13 protein-coding genes and 2 tRNA genes are annotated in these 19,809 nt (G+C 32.1%); 7 read left to right on the top strand and 8 right to left on the bottom strand.

Annotation, left to right across the window (positions count from 1 at the left end):
- Positions 1-35: 35 nt before the first annotated feature.
- Positions 36-422, top strand: a complete 387-nt coding sequence (gene apaG, locus ACIQZ1_RS02055; RefSeq protein WP_396158570.1) for a Co2+/Mg2+ efflux protein ApaG — start codon at positions 36-38, stop codon at positions 420-422.
- 116 nt (positions 423-538) lie between these two features.
- Entirely contained in the window at positions 539-2,164 is a 1,626-nt protein-coding gene (gene pruA, locus ACIQZ1_RS02050) for an L-glutamate gamma-semialdehyde dehydrogenase (protein WP_396158568.1), read from the top strand.
- Positions 2,165-2,243: 79 nt separating this feature from the next.
- Here the strand turns inward: pruA and katG are convergent, their stop codons facing one another.
- The 3 genes from katG to sppA all read right to left on the bottom strand — a co-directional run bounded on the left by katG (position 2,244) and on the right by sppA (position 9,187).
- Positions 2,244-4,541: a catalase/peroxidase HPI gene (katG, locus tag ACIQZ1_RS02045; protein ID WP_396158566.1), complete on the bottom strand. Its 2,298-nt coding sequence runs from the start codon at positions 4,539-4,541 to the stop codon at positions 2,244-2,246.
- Between the two features lie 164 nt (positions 4,542-4,705).
- Positions 4,706-7,276 carry an AsmA-like C-terminal region-containing protein gene (locus tag ACIQZ1_RS02040; RefSeq protein ID WP_396158564.1) on the bottom strand — a complete coding sequence of 857 codons (2,571 nt, stop codon included), beginning with the start codon at positions 7,274-7,276 and terminating at the stop codon, positions 4,706-4,708.
- Positions 7,277-7,414: 138 nt separating this feature from the next.
- Entirely contained in the window at positions 7,415-9,187 is a 1,773-nt protein-coding gene (gene sppA / locus ACIQZ1_RS02035; protein ID WP_396158562.1) for a signal peptide peptidase SppA, read from the bottom strand.
- A 171-nt stretch (positions 9,188-9,358) separates the two neighbouring features.
- Between sppA and folK the strand changes: the two genes are divergently transcribed.
- On the top strand, positions 9,359-10,498 hold the full coding sequence (folK, locus tag ACIQZ1_RS02030; protein ID WP_396158561.1) for a 2-amino-4-hydroxy-6-hydroxymethyldihydropteridine diphosphokinase: 1,140 nt from the start codon (positions 9,359-9,361) through the stop codon (positions 10,496-10,498).
- Positions 10,499-10,500: 2 nt separating this feature from the next.
- Here the strand turns inward: folK and ACIQZ1_RS02025 are convergent, their stop codons facing one another.
- Positions 10,501-12,561: a T9SS type B sorting domain-containing protein gene (locus ACIQZ1_RS02025; RefSeq protein ID WP_396158559.1), complete on the bottom strand. Its 2,061-nt coding sequence runs from the start codon at positions 12,559-12,561 to the stop codon at positions 10,501-10,503.
- A 29-nt stretch (positions 12,562-12,590) separates the two neighbouring features.
- Complete coding sequence (locus ACIQZ1_RS02020) at positions 12,591-13,127, bottom strand: RNA methyltransferase (protein WP_396158557.1); 537 nt, start codon at positions 13,125-13,127, stop codon at positions 12,591-12,593.
- A 310-nt stretch (positions 13,128-13,437) separates the two neighbouring features.
- On the opposite strand from ACIQZ1_RS02020, the gene mutS reads away from it, so the two are divergent.
- From mutS to ACIQZ1_RS02000, 4 genes are all read left to right on the top strand, one after another.
- Complete coding sequence (gene mutS, locus ACIQZ1_RS02015; protein WP_396158694.1) at positions 13,438-16,005, top strand: DNA mismatch repair protein MutS; 2,568 nt, start codon at positions 13,438-13,440, stop codon at positions 16,003-16,005.
- Positions 16,006-16,141: 136 nt separating this feature from the next.
- Positions 16,142-16,214, top strand: a tRNA-Gly gene (locus tag ACIQZ1_RS02010).
- Between the two features lie 41 nt (positions 16,215-16,255).
- Positions 16,256-16,341, top strand: a tRNA-Leu gene (locus ACIQZ1_RS02005).
- A 74-nt stretch (positions 16,342-16,415) separates the two neighbouring features.
- Positions 16,416-16,781 carry a DUF1508 domain-containing protein gene (locus tag ACIQZ1_RS02000; protein ID WP_396158555.1) on the top strand — a complete coding sequence of 122 codons (366 nt, stop codon included), beginning with the start codon at positions 16,416-16,418 and terminating at the stop codon, positions 16,779-16,781.
- Positions 16,782-16,977: 196 nt separating this feature from the next.
- Here ACIQZ1_RS02000 and ACIQZ1_RS01995 read toward each other — a convergent pair whose 3' ends face one another.
- The 3 genes from ACIQZ1_RS01995 to ACIQZ1_RS01985 all read right to left on the bottom strand — a co-directional run.
- A complete protein-coding gene (locus tag ACIQZ1_RS01995) occupies positions 16,978-17,190 on the bottom strand; it encodes a hypothetical protein (RefSeq protein ID WP_396158553.1) in 213 nt (70 codons plus the stop codon).
- Positions 17,191-17,328: 138 nt separating this feature from the next.
- Positions 17,329-19,494: a S46 family peptidase gene (locus ACIQZ1_RS01990; RefSeq protein WP_396158551.1), complete on the bottom strand. Its 2,166-nt coding sequence runs from the start codon at positions 19,492-19,494 to the stop codon at positions 17,329-17,331.
- Positions 19,495-19,510: 16 nt separating this feature from the next.
- On the bottom strand, positions 19,511-19,809 hold a 299-nt coding region (locus ACIQZ1_RS01985; protein ID WP_396158549.1), incomplete at its 5' end, for a hypothetical protein.

The raw sequence follows: 19,809 nt of genomic DNA, 5'->3' as shown, positions 1-19,809 counted from the left end.
CTTTTTCAATAACTTTTATTTAATAGAAATTACAAATGGTTACTCAAATTACAAGTAATATTAAAATTTCGGTCATTACAAACTACGAAGGCATTTACTATAAAGAGCAACAAATGTTGTATGCCTTTTCCTATCAAATTACTATAGAAAATTTAAGTTCAGATGTGGTGCAATTACAAGCCCGCCATTGGGATATTTTCGACACGCTAAATAACATAGAAACCGTTGAAGGTGAAGGTGTCGTAGGTCAAACACCTATATTTCCCCCAGGTAAAAAATATGTGTATTCGTCAGGATGTATGTTAAAAAGTACTATAGGTGCTATGAGTGGTTTTTATACCATGGCAAATTTTTCAAATAATACTTTTTTTAAGGTTCAAATTCCTACTTTTAAATTAGTTGTTCCTTTTGCGATTAATTAAATAAACCGAAACTTTCTGGGTAATAATTTATTTTAGAATTCAATTTATCATTTGTACTTTTGTATAAGATTTTTATCCAAAAATCTAATTTGTCTAATAATCTAATAATCTAATACATGTTAAAAGGATTTTTTAATATACCGAAAGCAGTAAACGAGCCAGTTAAAAGCTACGCACCAAATTCTCCAGAAAAAACTAAAGTTTTAGAAGCGTATAAAACAATGTGGAATTCAAAAATTGATGTGCCTTTATACATTGGTTCAGAAGAAATTTTCACTGGAAACACCAGAAATATGTCGGCTCCACACGATCACCAACACATAGTTGGAACGTATCATTTAGCTGAAAAATCACACGTAGAAAAAGCCATTTCAAATGCATTAGAAAGCAGAACAAAATGGGCAAATATGGCTTGGGAACAACGTGCCGCAATCTTTTTAAAAGCAGCTGAATTAATTGCTGGACCTTACCGAGCAAAAATAAATGCTGCAACGATGATTGCACAATCTAAAACCATACACCAAGCAGAAATTGATGCCTCATGTGAATTAATTGACTTTTTACGTTTCAACGTAGAATTTATGACGCAAATTTATGCCGACCAACCTGCTTCTAATTCCGATATGTGGAATAGAGTTGAATATAGACCTTTAGAAGGTTTTGTATATGCTGTAACACCTTTTAATTTTACAGCTATTGCTGCAAATTTACCAGCCAGTGCGGCATTAATGGGGAATGTAGTGGTTTGGAAACCAAGTGATAGCCAAGTATTTTCTGCAAAAATTATTATAGATGTATTTAAAGAAGCTGGCGTTCCAGACGGCGTAATTAATGTTGTTTTTGGAGATCCGGTTATGATTACCGATACAGTTTTAGCTTCTCCAGATTTTGCTGGAATTCATTATACAGGTTCCACGTTTATCTTCAAAGAAATTTGGAAAAAAATTGGGACTAACATTCACAATTACAAAACCTACCCAAGAATTGTTGGAGAAACAGGTGGAAAAGACTTCGTACTTGCGCATCCTTCTGCAAACGTAAAACAAGTTACAACTGCGATTACTCGTGGTGCTTTTGAATTTCAAGGGCAAAAATGTTCAGCAGCATCAAGAGCTTACATTCCACAATCTATGTGGCCTGCAGTAAAAGAACAATTAATTACCGATGTGAATTCTATGAAAATGGGTTCACCAGAAGATTTTTCGAACTTTGTAACTGCAGTAATTCACGAAGGTTCATTTGATAAATTAGCACGTTTTATAGACCAAGCTAAAAAAGACACCGATGCAGAAGTTATTATTGGTGGAAATTACGATAAATCTAAAGGTTATTTTGTTGAACCAACAGTCATTTTAACTTCAAATCCGAAATATGCTACAATGGAAACAGAACTTTTCGGACCAATAGTTACTATTTATGTATACGAAGATGCAAAATGGGCGGAAACATTAACTTTAGTTGACCAAACTTCTGAGTATGCATTAACAGGAGCTGTTTTAAGTACAGACCGCTATGCAATTGAAGAAGCAACCGTAGCCTTGCAAAATGCTGCTGGAAACTTTTACATAAACGACAAACCAACTGGAGCAGTTGTAGGTATGCAACCATTTGGTGGCGCAAGAGCTTCAGGAACAAATGATAAAGCGGGTTCAGCGCAAAACTTATTACGTTGGGTTTCTCCTAGAACAATTAAAGAAACTTTCGTTACACCAGAACATTATAGTTATCCATTTTTAGGATAGACAAATAAACCTGACAGGTTTATAATCCATAAAAAAAGCTGTCCAAATGGACAGCTTTTTTTGTTTGAATTTGATGATATTATTTTCTTAAATCAAAACGATCTAAGTTCATAACTTTTGTCCAAGCAGCTACAAAATCTTTAACAAATTTTTCTTTGTTATCATTTTGTGCATACACTTCAGCCAATGCTCTTAATTCTGAGTTAGACCCGAAAATTAAATCGGCACGAGTTGCTGTATATTTTTTTGATCCAGAAGTTCTATCTTTTCCTTCAAAAACTTCTTTTTTATCATCTATTGCACTCCAAGCTGTACTCATATCTAATAAATTAACGAAGAAATCATTCGTTAATTTATCATTTTGAGTTGAGAAAACACCGTGTTTAGAGGCATCATAATTCGCACCTAAGGCACGCATTCCTCCTACTAAAACCGTCATTTCTGGAGCAGTTAATGTTAATAATTGTGCTTTGTCAACTAATAACGCTTCTGTTGGAACCGTATATTGTGTTTTTAAATAGTTGCGGAAACCATCAGCCATAGGTTCTAAAACAGCCATTCCTTTAACATCAGTTTGCTCCTGTGTTGCGTCCATTCTTCCTGGTAAAAAAGGAACTTCAACCATCATACCTGCATTTTTAGCTGCAGTTTCGATACCTACATTTCCAGCTAATACGATTAAATCCGCTAAAGAAACTTTTTTATCTTTAGATTTTGCATTGAAATTAGCTTGAATTTTTTCTAAAATTGGCAACACTTTGTTCAATTGAGCAGGATTATTTACTTCCCAATTACGTTGTGGTTCTAATCTAATTCTTGCTCCATTTGCGCCTCCTCTTCTATCTGAACCTCTATATGTTGAAGCCGAAGCCCAGGCAGTTGTAACCATTTCTTGAATAGTTAGTCCTGAAGCAGCAATTTCAGCTTTTAAAGCCGTAATTTCTTTTGCAGAAACTACTTTATGATTTAAAACTGGGATAGGATCTTGCCAAATTAAATCTTCTTTAGGCGCTTCTGGTCCTAAATAAGACGATCTTGGACCCATATCTCTATGTGTTAATTTAAACCAAGCTTTCGCGAAAGCCAATTCAAATTCTTTTGGATTATCATAAAAACGTTTTGAAACTTTTGCATATTCTGGATCAAATCTAAATGATAAATCCGTAGTTAACATCGTTGGAATATGCCTAATTGATTTATCAAACGCATCAGGAATAATAGCTTGTCCGTTTTTCGCAATCCATTGATGTGCACCTGCAGGACTTTTTGTTAATTCCCATTCGTTATCGTATAATATTTTGAAGAAACCATAGTTCCATTCTGTTGGTTTTGGCGTCCAAGTTACTTCTAAACCAGACGAAATAGCATCTGAACCTTTACCTGATTTGTAAGCACTTTTCCATCCAAATCCTTGTTGTTCAATTCCTGATGCTTCAGGATCTGAACCTACATTTGAAGCGGGACCTTTACCGTGTGTTTTTCCAAAAGTATGACCCCCTGCATTTAAGGCTGTAGTTTCCTCATCATTCATTCCCATTCTTCCGAATGTTTCTCTAATATCTTTTGCAGCTAATAGCGGATCTGGATTTCCAGCAGGCCCTTCTGGATTTACATAAATTAATCCCATTTGAGTAGCGGCTAAAGGATTTTCTAAATTACCGTCTTTAATTCTTGCACTCTCCAAAAACTTATTTTCTGGACCCCAATATACATTGCTTTCTGGTTCCCAAACATCTTCACGACCACCAGCAAATCCATAGGTTTTGAATCCCATAGACTCCAAAGCTACGTTACCTGTTAAAATCATTAAATCAGCCCAAGAAATTTTGTTTCCATATTTTTGTTTAATAGGCCATAATAAACGTCGTGCTTTATCTAAATTTACGTTGTCTGGCCAACTATTTAAGGGTGCAAAACGTTGTTGTCCAGCTCTTGAACCACCACGACCATCACCAGAACGATACGTTCCTGCACTATGCCATGCCATACGAATGAATAACGGACCATAATTTCCGAAATCAGCTGGCCACCAATCTTCTGATTTAGTCATTAAAGCTCTTAAATCTGCTTTTAGAGCTTGGTAATCTAATTTTTGAAATTCTTTAGCATAATCAAAAGTACTACCTAATGGGTTTGACTTTTCTGAATTTTGACGTAAAACCTCTAAATTCAATTGATTAGGCCACCATTCCTTGTTTTTGTTTACTTGACTACTTCCACTTTGCGAAGGTGTAGCTGTCATTGCTTGATACTCGGCACTTGCGTGCGCGGCATCTTTTGAAGCAGCTGTTTTTCCTGTAACTGGACAAGTAGCAGATGGCTGGGCAAATGCTAAACTAGCTAGCAATAAACTTGTAGTTAATAGTATTTTTTTCATAATTAATAAATTATAATTTTATCAAAGTTGATGAAAAAAATAATGAGTTTATCCTTTTATTAAATGTTATTTCTTATTGTAATATAGATTTTATCAATACTATTCATTTACAACCATCGAAATTAACTATATTTATTTCGATAGTTATAAATATATTTGAATAGTTAGTTTTTCTTTTTACCAAATAAACTTTTTAAACCGTCTTTTACAGCATTACCAACTTGTTCTTTTGTAGTTGTTTTTGTAGAATCTTTTGGTTTATTTCCACCTAAAAGGTTAGTCAAAACTCCTGTTCCTTTTTGTACAAGTTTTTCTTTTTGAAGCTGAATTAACTGCGAAGCTACATTCTTAGAAGCTTGTTGCACATCAGTAGTTACTTTAGGTGATTTAAAATTACCAACTAACAAAGCATTCACTGGAACACTCTCAATTTTTTTAGCATCAGAAGGAGTTATTTTTGCAAGCAATTTATTAACGTCATTTCCTAAATATTTCAATGGAACATCGAATTTCAAATTGTAATTCATATTCTGATCAAAACCGTGAGAACCTGCAATTTGAACTGAAATATCTTTATGTTTTAAAGTAAATGGTTTAACGGCTACTTTTCCGTTTTTAAATGACACTACTGCTTTTACGTCTTTCAAATTGATATCTTTCAAATCTAAAAATGTAGCTTTATTATCTAATTCAGTGAGCAATGCCGATTTATTTTTGTTTAATGAACCTTGCAAAATATTCCCCATCAAATCGCCAGAAATACTTTTAACATCTGGAATCATATCTTGAGTTAAAGACCCATTTAATGAAATGGTTGAATTCATTTTTCCATTAATAACATCGGAAATAGGAGCAATAGTTTTTAACGTATTTAGCATCGAAAAAGTTTGGCTAATATCAACAGATGACAAACCCAAATCCAAATCAAAAGTAGGTACTTTATTTTTTGTTGAAACCATTCCATTCACTCCGATTTTTCCTCCAAAAACAGCCATATTTAGCCCTTTTAAGTTTATAGCTTGGTCGCGAATAATTAAAGTTCCAGCAACATTTTTAAGATTTAAATTATCATAAATAACAGTTGTTGCTTTGGCAGTTAAAGTGCAATCTAAAAAACTTGGAATTTTTACTTGTCCCTTAGTTATCTTTCCTTCATTATTTGTAGTTGTAGTTGACGCCATAAAATCTGCCACTTCAAATAAGGAAGAATTTAAATTGAAATTACCTTTTAAAATTTGGTTTTTAAACAAAAATCCATAAAAATTATCTAAACTTCCAGACACATTAATATCCGATTTTCCTGTTTTAGCTTGCAGTTTATTCAAGTTAATTTTAGATGGATTAAACGATAAATCCGCAACAGAAACGCTTACAGGTTTTGCCATTTCTGGACCTGAATAATTGAAACCCGTTATATTGATATTTCCAGAGTTTTTAATATTTTGATATTGACTGTTTTCAACTGATTTCATATCAAAAGCCATCTTCACATTGGCTTTTAAAATCCCATTTAATGGTTTTTCTAATTTTACAGGATACGCTTTTGAAACATTTGCTAAATTGATTACTCCATTTAAAGCAGCATCAATATTTGGATTTTCAGTAAGGTTTTTTATGTGTGCGCTGGCATTAAAAACGTCTTGATCAATTGCGAAAGACAGTTTATCTAAATCTACGAAAGTATCATTCATTAAGCCGGTTTCATTTACAATATGCGTATCAATAGAAATATTTTTTACTGATTTTGGTAAATCTTTATATTTAAATGAAGCGTTATTAGACAACATTTCAATATTAAAAGTCGGAACAGTTGTATCTGTTAAATCACCTTTTACTTTTCCTTTAACTTCAAATTTTCCAGACGTTTCAACATCTGCTAAATTCCCTGCATATGTTGATGGAATTAATCCTAAAAAATTTTTAAAATCTGAGGATGGTGTATTAAAAGTTAAGTCATATATCTGACCTTTTTCAACCATTTGAATAAACCCATTAAAATTCAATGGCAACTGATTAATTTGTGCTTTATTTTCTTTGAAAGTATATTTGCTATTCTTTAAATCTACACCTAAAATAGCTTCTAATGAAATCGGTACATTTCGCATAAAATTACTTTTATCCATATCAAAAGTAACTTTCGCAGTAGTTTTTGTATCTAAATCTAAAACCTCTTGTTCAAAATTTCCAGTGCCTTCATGATTGATACTATCTAAAACTAATTTCATTTTAGACGCTGCATCTTTGTAGGTGAATTTTAAATTTTCTACTTCATATTTCTGAATGCTTAACGCGAATGGTTTTTCTTTTTCATTGGTTTCACTCGCCTCTTTTTTTATTGCGATATCGTAATTTCCAATTCCATCTTTATTGAAAAGAATATTTATTTTAGTGTTTTCTGTACCAATTGATTGAATAGTCATAGGCTCTTTTTCGCCATTAAACAATTCCATCATACTCATTTTTAAATCTATTTTTTCTGAATATACCAACGTATCTCCCTGAAAAGGAGCTTTGTTAATCACACTCATTTTATCAAGTGTTACTGTGGCTTTTGGAAAACTTTTAAATAAATTTAAACTTACGTCTTCTAATGCAACCGTTGCATTTACATTTTTATTAATAGATTCGATAATTTTTGATTTGATTTTGTCTTTAAACAAAAAAGACAAAAGGGCTAAGGCAATTAGAACAGTCAATAAAGATATACCTGACCATTTTAAAACTTTTTTCAACATTGGGCTATTTTTTTGGGGTTTATTAAAGACTGCAAATTTAGTACCAAAGTGAAGAATATAAAACTTTATTCGTGTTAAAAAAAACGCCAAACTAAAAAGAATGACGTTTATATACTATTTAATATTAAAATGAAACGACTACAAATTCAAATCAAAAGGCAGTAACATTTGTACTCCTTTTCTGTTTTGCAATACTTTTGATTTTTTAAGTAATTTATAATTTTCTTCACCCAATTCTTCTATCATCATAGTTTCTTTAGATTTATAAATACTTGCACCTGCAAATGCTTCAAAAATCTCATCAAAATCTTTTTTATATTCGGGATAATTCTCTGTTCTATAACTTTTTGTTTTTCCTAAAGTAGCGGCGTGAGCAATGGCAGCATCTAAATTTCCTAACTTATCGACTAATCCGTTTTTAATAGCATCTGAACCTGTCCAAACTCTACCTTGAGCAATGGCATCTACTTTATTAAATGTCATTTTTCTTCCTGCAGCTACACGATTTACAAATGTTTTATAGATACGATCAACACCTTCTAAAGCTATCGTTTTATATTCTTCCGAAATAGGTTCGAAAATACTGTACCCAACTGCATTTTTATGCGTTTGCACTTGTTCTGCATTTACTCCGTATTTTGTAGCGAAACCATGAACATTAGGCAACATTCCAAAAACTCCAATAGATCCTGTAATTGTGGTTGGCTCTGCAAAAATAGTATTGGCATTACAAGCTATATAATAGCCGCCAGAAGCTGCTAAATTACCCATAGAAACCACAACTGGTTTTACTTTTTTAGTCAATTCAATTTCTCTCCAAATTAAATCGGAAACCAAAGCACTTCCACCTGGACTATCCACTCGAAGTACCACTGCTTTTACATCATCATCTTCTCTAGCTTCTTTTAAAGAACGGTTGATTGAACCTTCGCCGATATAATCTACATCACCTTCTCCTCCATTAATTTCGCCTTGAGCATAAATTACAGCTATAATATCATCTTTTGTATAATCCTCAGATTTTAATGAAGTCGTAGCTACATAGTCAGTAATTGAAACCGACTCAATTTCTTCGTCTTTAGATACTTTCAATTTAGATTTTAGGGCATCGTTAAACTCATCTTCATAAGCCACTTTATCAATTAATTTTTGTTCCAATGCCATTTCTGGAGTTCTTGCTAATAAATCTGTAGCAATTGCATTTAATTGAGTTACTGAAACGTTTCTGCTTTTTGCAATATCCGTAACAATATTATCCCATACAGATTGTAGTAAAACCGTTACTTGCTCTCTATTTTCTTTACTTATTTCTTGCGCTAAAAAGGGTTCTACAGCACTTTTAAATTTTCCGTGTCGGATAATTTCCATTTTTAAACCGGTTTGGTCTTGGAAATTTTTATAAAATAACATTTCTGTTCCTAACCCTTTAAAATCCATTTCTCCAGCAGGATTTAAATAAATAGCATCTGCAACAGAACTAATGTAATATTCTTTTTGAGAAAAAACAGTTGCGTAAGCCATTACAAACTTCTTCGATTTTTTGAAATCTTCTAATTTATCTCTAAGTTCTTTGCTTTGAGCCAATCCTAAATTCGATTCATTATTTATAAGGGTTATCCCTTTAATTTTATCATCGCTTTTTGCAGCTTCAATTGCATTTAAGACTTCAATAAAACCTACTTTATCTTTATCTAAAAAAAGACTGCTAAACGGACTATCCGAATCATATTTACCCGAATAATCAAAATTAATTTTCGATAAATCTAACTGAATTACTGAATTGTCTTTTACTTTAATTTCATCTTCTCCGCTACCTATTAAAGCGCCAAGCCCTATTAGGAAGAAAAAACTTAACAAAACAAACAAAAATAATCCTACAATTGTTGCCAATACATTCTTAAAAAAACTCATAATTAATCATATTATTTATATATATGTATCAATTTTAAACAAAATGTTACAGGAATATAAAAAAATCATAATTAAAAATATTCGTCTTTTGTAGAATAAAAATGTAAAATTGTTTGTTAATTTGTTGAAATAAAAAAACACTGATAAAAGTCAGATTTGTTTTTACTAAATATGAAGTCACAAAACACAATACTACTTTCTTTAGGGACAAATATGGGGCACAAATTAGAAAATTTGGAGACCTGTATTATGGCTATACACAACACAATTGCTACAGTAGTTGAAGTTTCAAAAGTATATGAAACACCTGCTTGGGGATTTGAAGGTGATGTATTTTATAATTGTGCGATTACAATTCATTCTCATAAATCAGCGCAGAAAATATTAGGTAAGATTATTCAATTAGAAAAAAAATTAGGACGTACCAGAACAAACACAGAGCAGTACGAGTCAAGAAGCATCGATATTGATATTATTTCCTTTAACGATGAAATTATTGAAACTGAAAATTTAAAGATTCCACATATTCATTTACAAAACAGAAAATTTGTATTGTTTCCAATGCGTGATATTGCCCCAAAATGGAAACATCCAAAACTAAACAAAACCATTTCTGAATTGCTTAATTCTTATGAAGACACTTCAACAATTAAAGAAATTGGTACATTACAAAACCCAACACTGTATTTAGGATTAAAACAACTAAACTATATTGCTATAGAAGGTAATATTGGCGCAGGAAAAACTACATTGGCTACAAAAATAGCGGAAGATTGTAATGCAAAATTAATTTTAGAACGATTTGCTGACAATCCGTTTTTACCAAAATTTTACAAAGATCAAAACCGTTATGCCTTTCCTTTAGAAATGTCATTTTTAGCAGATAGATACCAACAATTATCGGATGATTTGGCACAATTTGATTTGTTTAAAGATTTTATAGTTGCAGATTATCATATTTTTAAATCACAGATATTTGCAAAAGTTACCTTGCAGGAAGATGAATTTCGTTTATACAAAACCATGTTTGATATTATGTATAAAGAAATGCCAAAACCTGATTTATATGTTTATTTATACCAAAATACCGATCGATTGTTAGCTAATATAAAAAAACGTGGAAGAAGCTATGAGCAAGATATTCCCACTAATTATTTAGAAAAAATAAACCAAGGATATTTGGATTATATTAAGTCGCAAACCGATATAAATGCCTTAATTATTGATATTTCTGATATAGATTTCGTGAAGAATCAAGAAGATTACATTTTTATATTAAATGAAATTAAGAAAAAAATAGACCCTGACTAAAATTATCTTTTTAAAGAAAAATGTCCTTTTCTTTCAGGGATATTGTCTCCTAAATTTGCCACAAACCAATAATCTGAAGACGGAACAATTTCGCCATTTAATCTTCCATCCCAATGCGGATTTTTAGTAGTTAAAACTGTAATTAGTTGCCCATACCTATCGAAAATTGCGATTTTTGCATCTGGAAATAGGTGCATCCCATTTATTTTCCAATAATCGTTAAATCCATCTCCATTCGGTGTAAAAAACTTCGGATAATCAATCACTACAAAATCTTCAAAATCGTAACCACAATTTGTTCCTATTTCTTTTACATAACAAGTATAAACTCCGCCTACTATAAAATTAAAAATAGGAGAAGTTTGAAAGTGGATATTATCTAAAGAATATTCATAAATTCCTGTTCCACTTATACTTATTTCGGCTGTTAATCCTTCCACTTTTATAAACGTAATTTCTGGTGCTGTATTTTCAATGACGGTAAAATTTTTCGTTAAATTGCAATTTAGTGGCGTCGTTATTACTACTGAATACGTACCCGCTGAACCAACCGCACAATTTTGAGTAGTTGCGCCTGTAGACCACAAATAAGAACTCCCCGAAATTCCAGATTGAAGCGTAACAGAGGTATTCTCACAAAAAACAACCGTTTCATCAACTACGTTTGGAGCAGGTACTACCTGAACTGGAATTGCTAATCTGTTTGATGGACATCCATTGCTTATGGCCTCAATAAAATAACTAGTTGAAGTACTTAAGTTAGGTGTCGTAAAAGTAGTTCCTGTAAAAATTGGCGTCACACTTGTATTGGAATCATACCAATTTAAAACACCTAATGAAGTATTCGCTTGTAGCGTAGTATTTGTATTTTGACAAACAGGATTTGGAGTTGTAAAACTAATTACTGGTACGGGTTTAATTGTAGCAGTAACTTGAACTCTATTTCCTAAAGTACACCCAACTGGAAAAGCATCTACATAATAATCCGTAGTAACATTCAATAAAGGAATAGTAAAAGAATTTCCTGTAAAAATTGGTGTACCTCCAGTTGGTGTCGTGTACCAATTAATGCTTCCAATATTTGATGTAGCTTGTAAAGTAATAGCCCCGCTTCCACATCTTGTAGCACTTGTTACATTAGTAATAACAGGAATAGTGATGATTGAAGTTGTAGAAATTTGTAAAATGGGATCGCCAGGCATTCCACCATATTCTACAATATATCCTTTAGGTTGATAATTACCGCTTGAGGCACCAACATTACTTAAATCATTCCACGAACCAGGTTGTCCTACACCAGGTGCTGTAACGTGAGCGTAATCTTCTTCGCCTTGGTTATTAGGTTCATTTGCATTCCAAAAAGCAAAAGTTGGCGAACTACCATTTACTGCACCATTCCAAAATGTAGTACCAAGCTCTGGACCTGTAACCCATTTCCAAACGCCTTCATTTGCTTCATCTGAACCACCAATCCATCCGGCTCCAGATGCTTGAACACCGGAAATTTGGACTTCTTCAACAGTTGTAATTGTAGCTAAATAACCTTGTAAACCATAATAAGTTGATGCAGCTGCCGCATTTTTAGCGTTTGTCCAACTAATTCCCGTATTTGGAACATATTGATAGTAATGCCCTGTTGATTCTAAATAATTTGCTTGCCCTACAGTTATGGAAAAAATACGTTGCCCACTTGGATTTATGGCTGAATTTGTAAAAACCACCGATTCAATAGCGGCTTTAAATTGTAAATAAGTAGGATCGCCACTTACGCCACTTAAGGAGAGTTTACCTTCTGTGGCATTCCAAGAAGAAGTAATCGTGGGATGAACTCCAGTTAGAGTTAAAACATCTTGTCCTAAAACATAACCAGAAGAAATTTGAATATACATAGCTGCAATTCCAACATCGTCTGGATCTGTAATCGACATATTAGTAACAATTGGCAAAGAAGATTGCGGACAATATACTTGATTTCCTGTTGCTTGCAATATAGGTGCCGCATTTTGTGCAACTGCAGTAGAAAATAAAAAAACCGCAATACATGATGAAATAATTTTAATCATCTTTCAAAGGTACAATAAGAAAATAAAAATTATTTATTTTTTAACAATTTTTGAAATAAATCCCAAATTACAATTCCAGCACTAACTGAAATATTTAATGAATGTTTACTTCCCAATTGTGGAATTTCTATAACACCATCAGAAATATTAATAGCCTCTTGTGAAACACCTTTGACTTCATTACCAAAAATTAATGCGTATTTTGTTTCCATTTCTGGCTCAAAATCATCTAACATAATTGCGTTTTCGGTTTGCTCAATTGAATAAATTTTAATATTTTCTACTTTCAATTTAGCTACAACGTCTAAAACATCTTTCGCGTATTCCCAAGTTACTGTATCTGTTGCACCCAAAGCGGTTTTATGAATTTCCTTATTTGGCGGAATAGCCGTAATACCACATAAATAGATTTTTTCAATCAAAAAAGCATCCGAAGTTCTAAAAACCGATCCAATATTATGCAGACTTCTAATATCATCTAATACAATAATTAAGGGTGTTTTTTTTGCTTCAGCAAATGCTTCTTTACTAATTCGATTTAATTCGACGTTGGCTAATTTTCTCATCTTGCAAAAGTATAGATAATTTTCAATTCGTCAATATTTCGATATATCAATTTTGATAAATAGGTACACAGATTTGAAAGATGAAACAGATTTTTGACATACTTTTTTTAAACACAGATTGAAGAAATTTCTATAATTTGTATAATTTCTTAAATCCGTGTTCCAAACTTTTCAACTTAAAATTGAATTTTGAGATTCTAATTGCTATTGAAATTTGAATTTACTAACTTCGCCTTCACTAAATTTTTACGTTGTGGCTAAAAAATCAGTATCCGAAATAAAAGATTCTACTCCAAAAGTATCTCCTTTAATGCAGCAATACAATACCATTAAGGCAAAATATCCTGATGCGTGTTTGTTATTTCGTGTGGGCGATTTCTATGAAACTTTCGGCGAAGATGCCATTCGAGCTTCGAGAATTTTAGGGATAACTTTGACCAAACGTGGAAATGGAAGTGAAAGTGAAACCGCTTTAGCAGGATTTCCACATCATTCTATTAATACGTATTTACCAAAATTAGTCAAAGCTGGATTACGAGTTGCCATTTGTGATCAATTGGAAGATCCAAAAATGACAAAAACCATTGTTAAACGTGGCGTTACCGAATTAGTAACCCCTGGAGTTTCTTTTAACGATGATATTTTACAATCGAAATCAAATAATTTTTTAGCTGCTGTATTTTTAGGCAAAAAAACCAATGGAATTTCATTTTTAGATGTTTCAACAGGTGAATTTCTAACCGCTGAAGGAAACGAAGAATACATTGACAAGTTACTTCAAAATTTCAGACCAAGCGAAGTATTAGTTTCGAAACAACAAAAGGCAGATTTTAAACATCATTTTGGAGAAGATTTTCACGTTTTCTATTTGGAAGATTGGATTTACAAAGAAGATTATGCTTTTGAAAGCTTAACCAAACATTTTCAAACGAATTCATTAAAAGGATTTGGTATAGATGATTTTAACGAAGCTGTGATTTCTTCGGGTGCCATTTTATATTATCTATCTGAAACGCAACACAATAAAATTCAACATATTACGAATATCCAACGTATTGCAGAAGATGCTTATGTTTGGATGGACAAATTCACAATTCGAAATTTAGAATTATATCATAGTTATAATCCGAATGCGGTAACTTTAATTGATGTAATTGACAAAACGCTTTCGCCAATGGGTTCACGTTTGCTGAAACGTTGGTTGGCATTGCCTTTAAAAGATATCAATAAAATTAAAGGTAGACACGAAGTAGTAGCGTATTTGAGCGAAAATTCAGAAGAATTACACCAAATTCAATATCAAATTAAACAAATTTCCGATTTGGAGCGCTTAATTTCAAAAGTAGCTACGGGAAAAGTTTCTCCAAGAGAAGTCATTCACTTAAAAGATTCGTTAGATGCTATTATTCCAATTAAAACGTTGGCGTTGCAATCTAAAAATGAAGCATTAAAAACCATAGGTGATAGTTTGCATGCTTGCGAATTGTTACGTGAAAAAATAGGAACAACTTTAAATCCGGATGCGCCAGTTGCCATTAACAAAGGAAATGCCATTGCAGTTGGTGTAAACACAGAATTAGATGAATTACGAACCATTTCTTCAAAAGGAAAAGGCTATTTAGAAGCTTTAGAAAAACGCGAAAGTGAAATAACAGGAATTCCTTCGTTAAAGATATCATTTAATAATGTTTTCGGTTATTATATTGAAGTACGAAATACACATAAAGATAAAGTTCCAGCGGAATGGATCAGAAAACAAACTTTAGTAAATGCTGAACGATACATTACTGAGGAATTAAAAGAATATGAATCCAAAATTTTAGGAGCAGAAGATAAAATTTCGCAACTAGAAAGTATGTTGTACGAACAATTAGTCAATTGGATGGCAACCTATATTAAACCGGTTCAGTTAAATGCAAATTTAGTTGCGCAAATAGATTGTCTTCAGAGTTTTGCACAAATGGCTATTGAAAATAAATACGTACAACCTGAAATAGATGATACTTTTGATTTAGATATTAAAGAAGGACGTCATCCTGTAATTGAAAAACAACTTCCTATTGGATTACCTTATATTTCAAACGATGTTTTTTTAGATAGAGAAACCCAACAATTAATTATGATAACCGGACCAAATATGTCTGGAAAATCAGCAATTTTAAGACAAACCGCATTAATTGTATTACTAGCCCAAATGGGAAGTTTTGTTCCTGCAGAACAAGTAAGAATGGGAGTTGTAGATAAGATTTTTACACGCGTAGGAGCAAGTGATAACATTTCGATGGGTGAATCTACTTTTATGGTAGAAATGAATGAAACGGCTTCTATTTTGAATAATATTTCCGATAGAAGTTTGGTGTTATTAGACGAAATCGGAAGAGGAACCTCAACCTATGACGGAATATCAATCGCTTGGGCTATTGCCGAATATTTACACGAGCATCCAAGTAAAGCTAAAACGCTTTTCGCTACGCATTATCACGAGTTAAATGAAATGGAAGCGATTTTTACTCGAGTACAAAATTTTAATGTTTCTGTAAAAGAATTAAAAGATACCGTCTTATTTATAAGAAAATTAATAAAAGGAGGAAGTGAGCACAGTTTTGGTATTCACGTAGCAAAAATGGCTGGAATGCCACAAACAGTGATTCAGAAAGCACAAAAAATATTAAAAAAATTAGAGAAAGACCATTCTGGAGAAGCCCTAAACGGAATTAAAGCCGAAAAAGAGGAATTGCAATTGAGTTTTTTCAACTTAGATGATCCATTATTAGAAGATCTTAAAGAAGAAATTATGAATATTGATATTAATACGTTAACTCCAGTTGAAGCATTAATGAAACTCAATGAGATAAAAAGAATGTTAACAAAAAAATAAAATTAATATAACTTTTTAACTTTCAAATCATTAAAAAAAAGATTACATATTTTTAGTGAAAGTTCTTGCAAGAATAAAAATATGTACTATATTTGCACTCGCATTACGAAAGAAATGCGCACGTTCCTTAAAAATTGCGAAAATAGCTCAGCTGGTAGAGCGCGACCTTGCCAAGGTCGAGGTCGCGGGTTCGAGCCCCGTTTTTCGCTCAAAAATAAAAATACCAATTATTGTGTTTACACAATATAATGCTTGAGTGGTGGAATTGGTAGACACGCTGGACTTAAAATCCAGTGGGTAGTAATGCCCGTGCGGGTTCAAGTCCCGCCTTGAGTACTAAAAGCTTCAAACTATGTTTGGAGCTTTTTTTGTTTAAAATAATATTAAACTATTATTATACCTTATATAAAATGGCAACTTTTGTAATCAGCAAAAAACCCAGCGGACATTACAAATACGAATTAACTTCTCGTAGAGGAAAAACCATTTTTATTAGCAATGCATTTGAATTACGATTTGAATGTGAAGAAGAGATTGAAGTACTAAAAAAATCAATAGAACAGTTGTTTTTTATGCGATTTCGTTCGCCTGCTGGTAAATTTTACTTTAAAATCATTTTAAATGATAAAGAAATTGCTGTTAGCAGAAAGTATTCTACCCAGCTAATGTTAGAAAAAGGCATCAATGAAATTTTAAAATACGGTGCAAAAGCAGAATATTTAGATTTTTCAAAATCCGTTGATGTTTTTCCTCCAGCTGAAGATGTTTTTGGATAACTAAAAGTTGTTTCGGAGAGATTTACAAAAAAACAAAGAAATGCACAATGATGCATCTTTCAAATATTTAATAAAATACAAAACTTACATAATTAATTTTATGCAAATTGAATTTTTGTGGATTTTCGTTCACTTTAGAGCAAAAAAAATCCCGACTTAGTCGGGATTGATTTCTTTTCGAAAAGAAGGTCAAATATTATTTTTTAACTTCTTCTTTAACTTCTTCAGTTTTTGTAGCAGCGCTATCTGTTTTCACAGCAGCAGAATCAGCTACAACAGCAGTAGTATCAGCTACAACAGCAGTAGTATCTACAGCAGTAGAGTCAGCAGCTGGAGTTTCTTCAGCTTTTTTGTTACAAGAAACTAATACAGCAGCAACGAATGCTAAACTTAAAACAACTTTTTTCATCTTAATTTTGTTATAAAGGTTAATTATTTATGAAGCAAAGATATAAAAAAAATTAAATGTCAAATACTTTTTTTAACTTTTTTTAAAATATTTTTCAATTCTTGCGCAATTCATCCTGTGTTGCTTATAAAATAAAGCCTATTTCCCTTTGTTTTTAGGTGTATTCGGCTGATTATAAATGATTTTCATTTCTTCAATTAAATTTTTAGCACCCGCATATTTATCTATAATAAATAGAATATATCGTGTATCTACCATAATATTTCTACAAATTTCTGGAGAATAATACACATCGCTCATTGTTCCTTCCCAAACACGGTCAAAATTTAGTCCAATTAGGTTTCCATTAGCATCTAAAGCTGGACTTCCAGAATTTCCTCCTGTAGTATGATTTGTAGCAATAAAAGCCACTGGCATTTTACCATTATCAGCATATTTACCGTAATCTTTAGTATTATACAAATCAATTAATTTTTGCGGTACGTCAAATTCATAATCTCCAGGCACGTATTTTTCCATCACACCATCTAAATATGTAAAGGGAGAATATACAACTGCATCACTAGGCTTGTATCCTTTTACTTTTCCATACGTTACACGCAAAGTAGAATTAGCATCTGGAAAAATTCTTGCCGATTTTGGACTTAACTCTAAAATGGCTTTCATGTAGGTGCGTTGTGTAGCCATATTTTTCAAGTTAATCTCGTCATATTTTGGCGCTACATTTTTATTATATGCTTCTACAAGGGTTTTTACAAAAGCGAAACCTTTATCTTGATTCAATCTTTCTAAAACCGTTTTCGCATCTCCAGATAATACTTCTTTTAAACCAGCATAAGAAGTTAATTTTGAAGTTGTAAAAATTGTTGTAGCCAATTGAATTGCATCAACACCTTTTACACTTTCTGGCAAAAATTGTTGCGGCGATTTTTTACTATAAATAGCTATTAATTTTTCAAAAACTTTTTCGTCAACTTGTGCGTTAAAATCTTTATACAAAGGTTCAAATGCTTCAATTAAATTCTTTTTTCTATCATTAAATGCTTGTTCACCTTTTGAGTTATACACTTGCTCTAATTGAAACAAACGATAGCCAAAAGATAAAATTTCAGTATTTCTTAAAACTACTTCTGTATAGTAATCTCTTGCAATTGCATATTCTTTAATAGCAGCATAATTTGTTGCAAAGTCAGATAATAAATTTCCATATTCAGTTTGTTTTCCGGCCTTTATAATTTTATTTGTTAAGTCTTTTTCAAAAACTTGCTTTGCAACTACAGCATTGGCTTTAATTAACCCTTTTCGCTCACCAATCCATTTTTTCCAATAATTGGCTACTCCGGCATATTTTGAAGCATATTGAATTTTTATCGCTTGGTCTTTTCTCATAAAACCATCTTGTACTTTTAACGCCGCATCACGCACTTCAATTCGAGCTGGGTTTAAATCGTTTACCATTTGCTCCACAGCAAAAGACGGTAAATATTCTGTAGTTCTTCCCGGATACCCCATTACCATTGTAAAATCGTTTTCTTGGATTCCTTTTGCAGAAACTGGGAAAAAATGTTTAGGTGTGTAAGGCACATTGTCTTTTGAATACGCTGCTGGACGATTGTTTTTATCCGCATAAACTCTGAATAAAGAAAAATCTCCTGTATGACGTGGCCAAACCCAATTGTCAGTATCCGAACCAAATTTTCCAATTGAACTTGGCGGCGCACCTACTAATCGAATGTCTTTAAAGTTTTCTGTAACGAATAATAAATATTGATTTCCATCATAAAAAGATCGTACTAAAACATCTTGCCAAGCTTCTCTTACATACGATTTGTTCAATGCCGCAATATTTTCTTGAATTTTCTTTTGCTTTTCTGCTTCAGAAGTTAAAGCTGCAACACCTTCAAATACTTTTGTGGTAACATCATCAATTTTTACAATAAATGTAACTACCACTCCAGGATTTGGAAGTTCTTCTTCCATTTTATACGCCCAAAATCCGTTAGCTAAATAATCGTGTTCTACAGTAGAATGATTTTGTATGTTGTCATACCCACAATGATGATTGGTTAATAACAACCCTTTTGAAGAAATCATTTCTGCTGTACAACCGCCATCAAATTGAGGAACAGCATCTTTTAAAGATGATTTATTTATAGAATAAATTTGTTCTGCTGTAAGTTTAGAACCTAAAGCCTTCATTTCGTTCTCATTCATACCTTGCAACAAAGATGGAATCCACATACCACCTTGTTGGGCTTGAGATTGAACGATAAATAATACTAAAAATAATTTTAAAAATTTCATAGGATAATAGTTTATATTAATTTGTCTTTATTAAATAGATTATGTTACCGTAATTAAATGAATTTAAATTTTTATTCCAATCAATAGAACCAAATACCACTTTAACTTGATATTTATCTACAATGACTTCAATGGATAAATCATCAACAAAAACTTCGTCAGAAGCATTTTTATACTTGTTAAAAAATTTAGTTTTTAAAATTGGCAAAATGTCTTTTGATTTCTCATTAATTTTAATTTCAAAAGAAGATGACCCATAATTTTCAGTAATTAAAATTTTATCGTTGTTTAATTCGGTTTCTATATTACCGTCAT

The sequence above is a fragment of the Flavobacterium sp. genome, from assembly GCF_044341185.1.
GTDB lineage: Bacteria > Bacteroidota > Bacteroidia > Flavobacteriales > Flavobacteriaceae > Flavobacterium.
This window is presented reverse-complemented; position numbering and strand designations above follow the sequence as displayed.

What these genes read in the sequence shown, in the direction of transcription:
- pruA (WP_396158568.1), top strand. Translation starts at nt 539, where the DNA reads ATGTTAAAAGGATTTTTTAATATACCGAAAGCAGTAAACGAGCCAGTT.
- ACIQZ1_RS02025 (WP_396158559.1), bottom strand. Translation starts at nt 12,561, where the DNA reads ATGATTAAAATTATTTCATCATGTATTGCGGTTTTTTTATTTTCTACT.
- ACIQZ1_RS02000 (WP_396158555.1), top strand. Translation starts at nt 16,416, where the DNA reads ATGGCAACTTTTGTAATCAGCAAAAAACCCAGCGGACATTACAAATAC.
- mutS (WP_396158694.1), top strand. Translation starts at nt 13,438, where the DNA reads ATGCAGCAATACAATACCATTAAGGCAAAATATCCTGATGCGTGTTTG.
- apaG (WP_396158570.1), top strand. Translation starts at nt 36, where the DNA reads ATGGTTACTCAAATTACAAGTAATATTAAAATTTCGGTCATTACAAAC.
- folK (WP_396158561.1), top strand. Translation starts at nt 9,359, where the DNA reads ATGAAGTCACAAAACACAATACTACTTTCTTTAGGGACAAATATGGGG.
- ACIQZ1_RS01990 (WP_396158551.1), bottom strand. Translation starts at nt 19,494, where the DNA reads ATGAAATTTTTAAAATTATTTTTAGTATTATTTATCGTTCAATCTCAA.
- ACIQZ1_RS01995 (WP_396158553.1), bottom strand. Translation starts at nt 17,190, where the DNA reads ATGAAAAAAGTTGTTTTAAGTTTAGCATTCGTTGCTGCTGTATTAGTT.
- ACIQZ1_RS02020 (WP_396158557.1), bottom strand. Translation starts at nt 13,127, where the DNA reads ATGAGAAAATTAGCCAACGTCGAATTAAATCGAATTAGTAAAGAAGCA.
- sppA (WP_396158562.1), bottom strand. Translation starts at nt 9,187, where the DNA reads ATGAGTTTTTTTAAGAATGTATTGGCAACAATTGTAGGATTATTTTTG.
- katG (WP_396158566.1), bottom strand. Translation starts at nt 4,541, where the DNA reads ATGAAAAAAATACTATTAACTACAAGTTTATTGCTAGCTAGTTTAGCA.
- ACIQZ1_RS02040 (WP_396158564.1), bottom strand. Translation starts at nt 7,276, where the DNA reads ATGTTGAAAAAAGTTTTAAAATGGTCAGGTATATCTTTATTGACTGTT.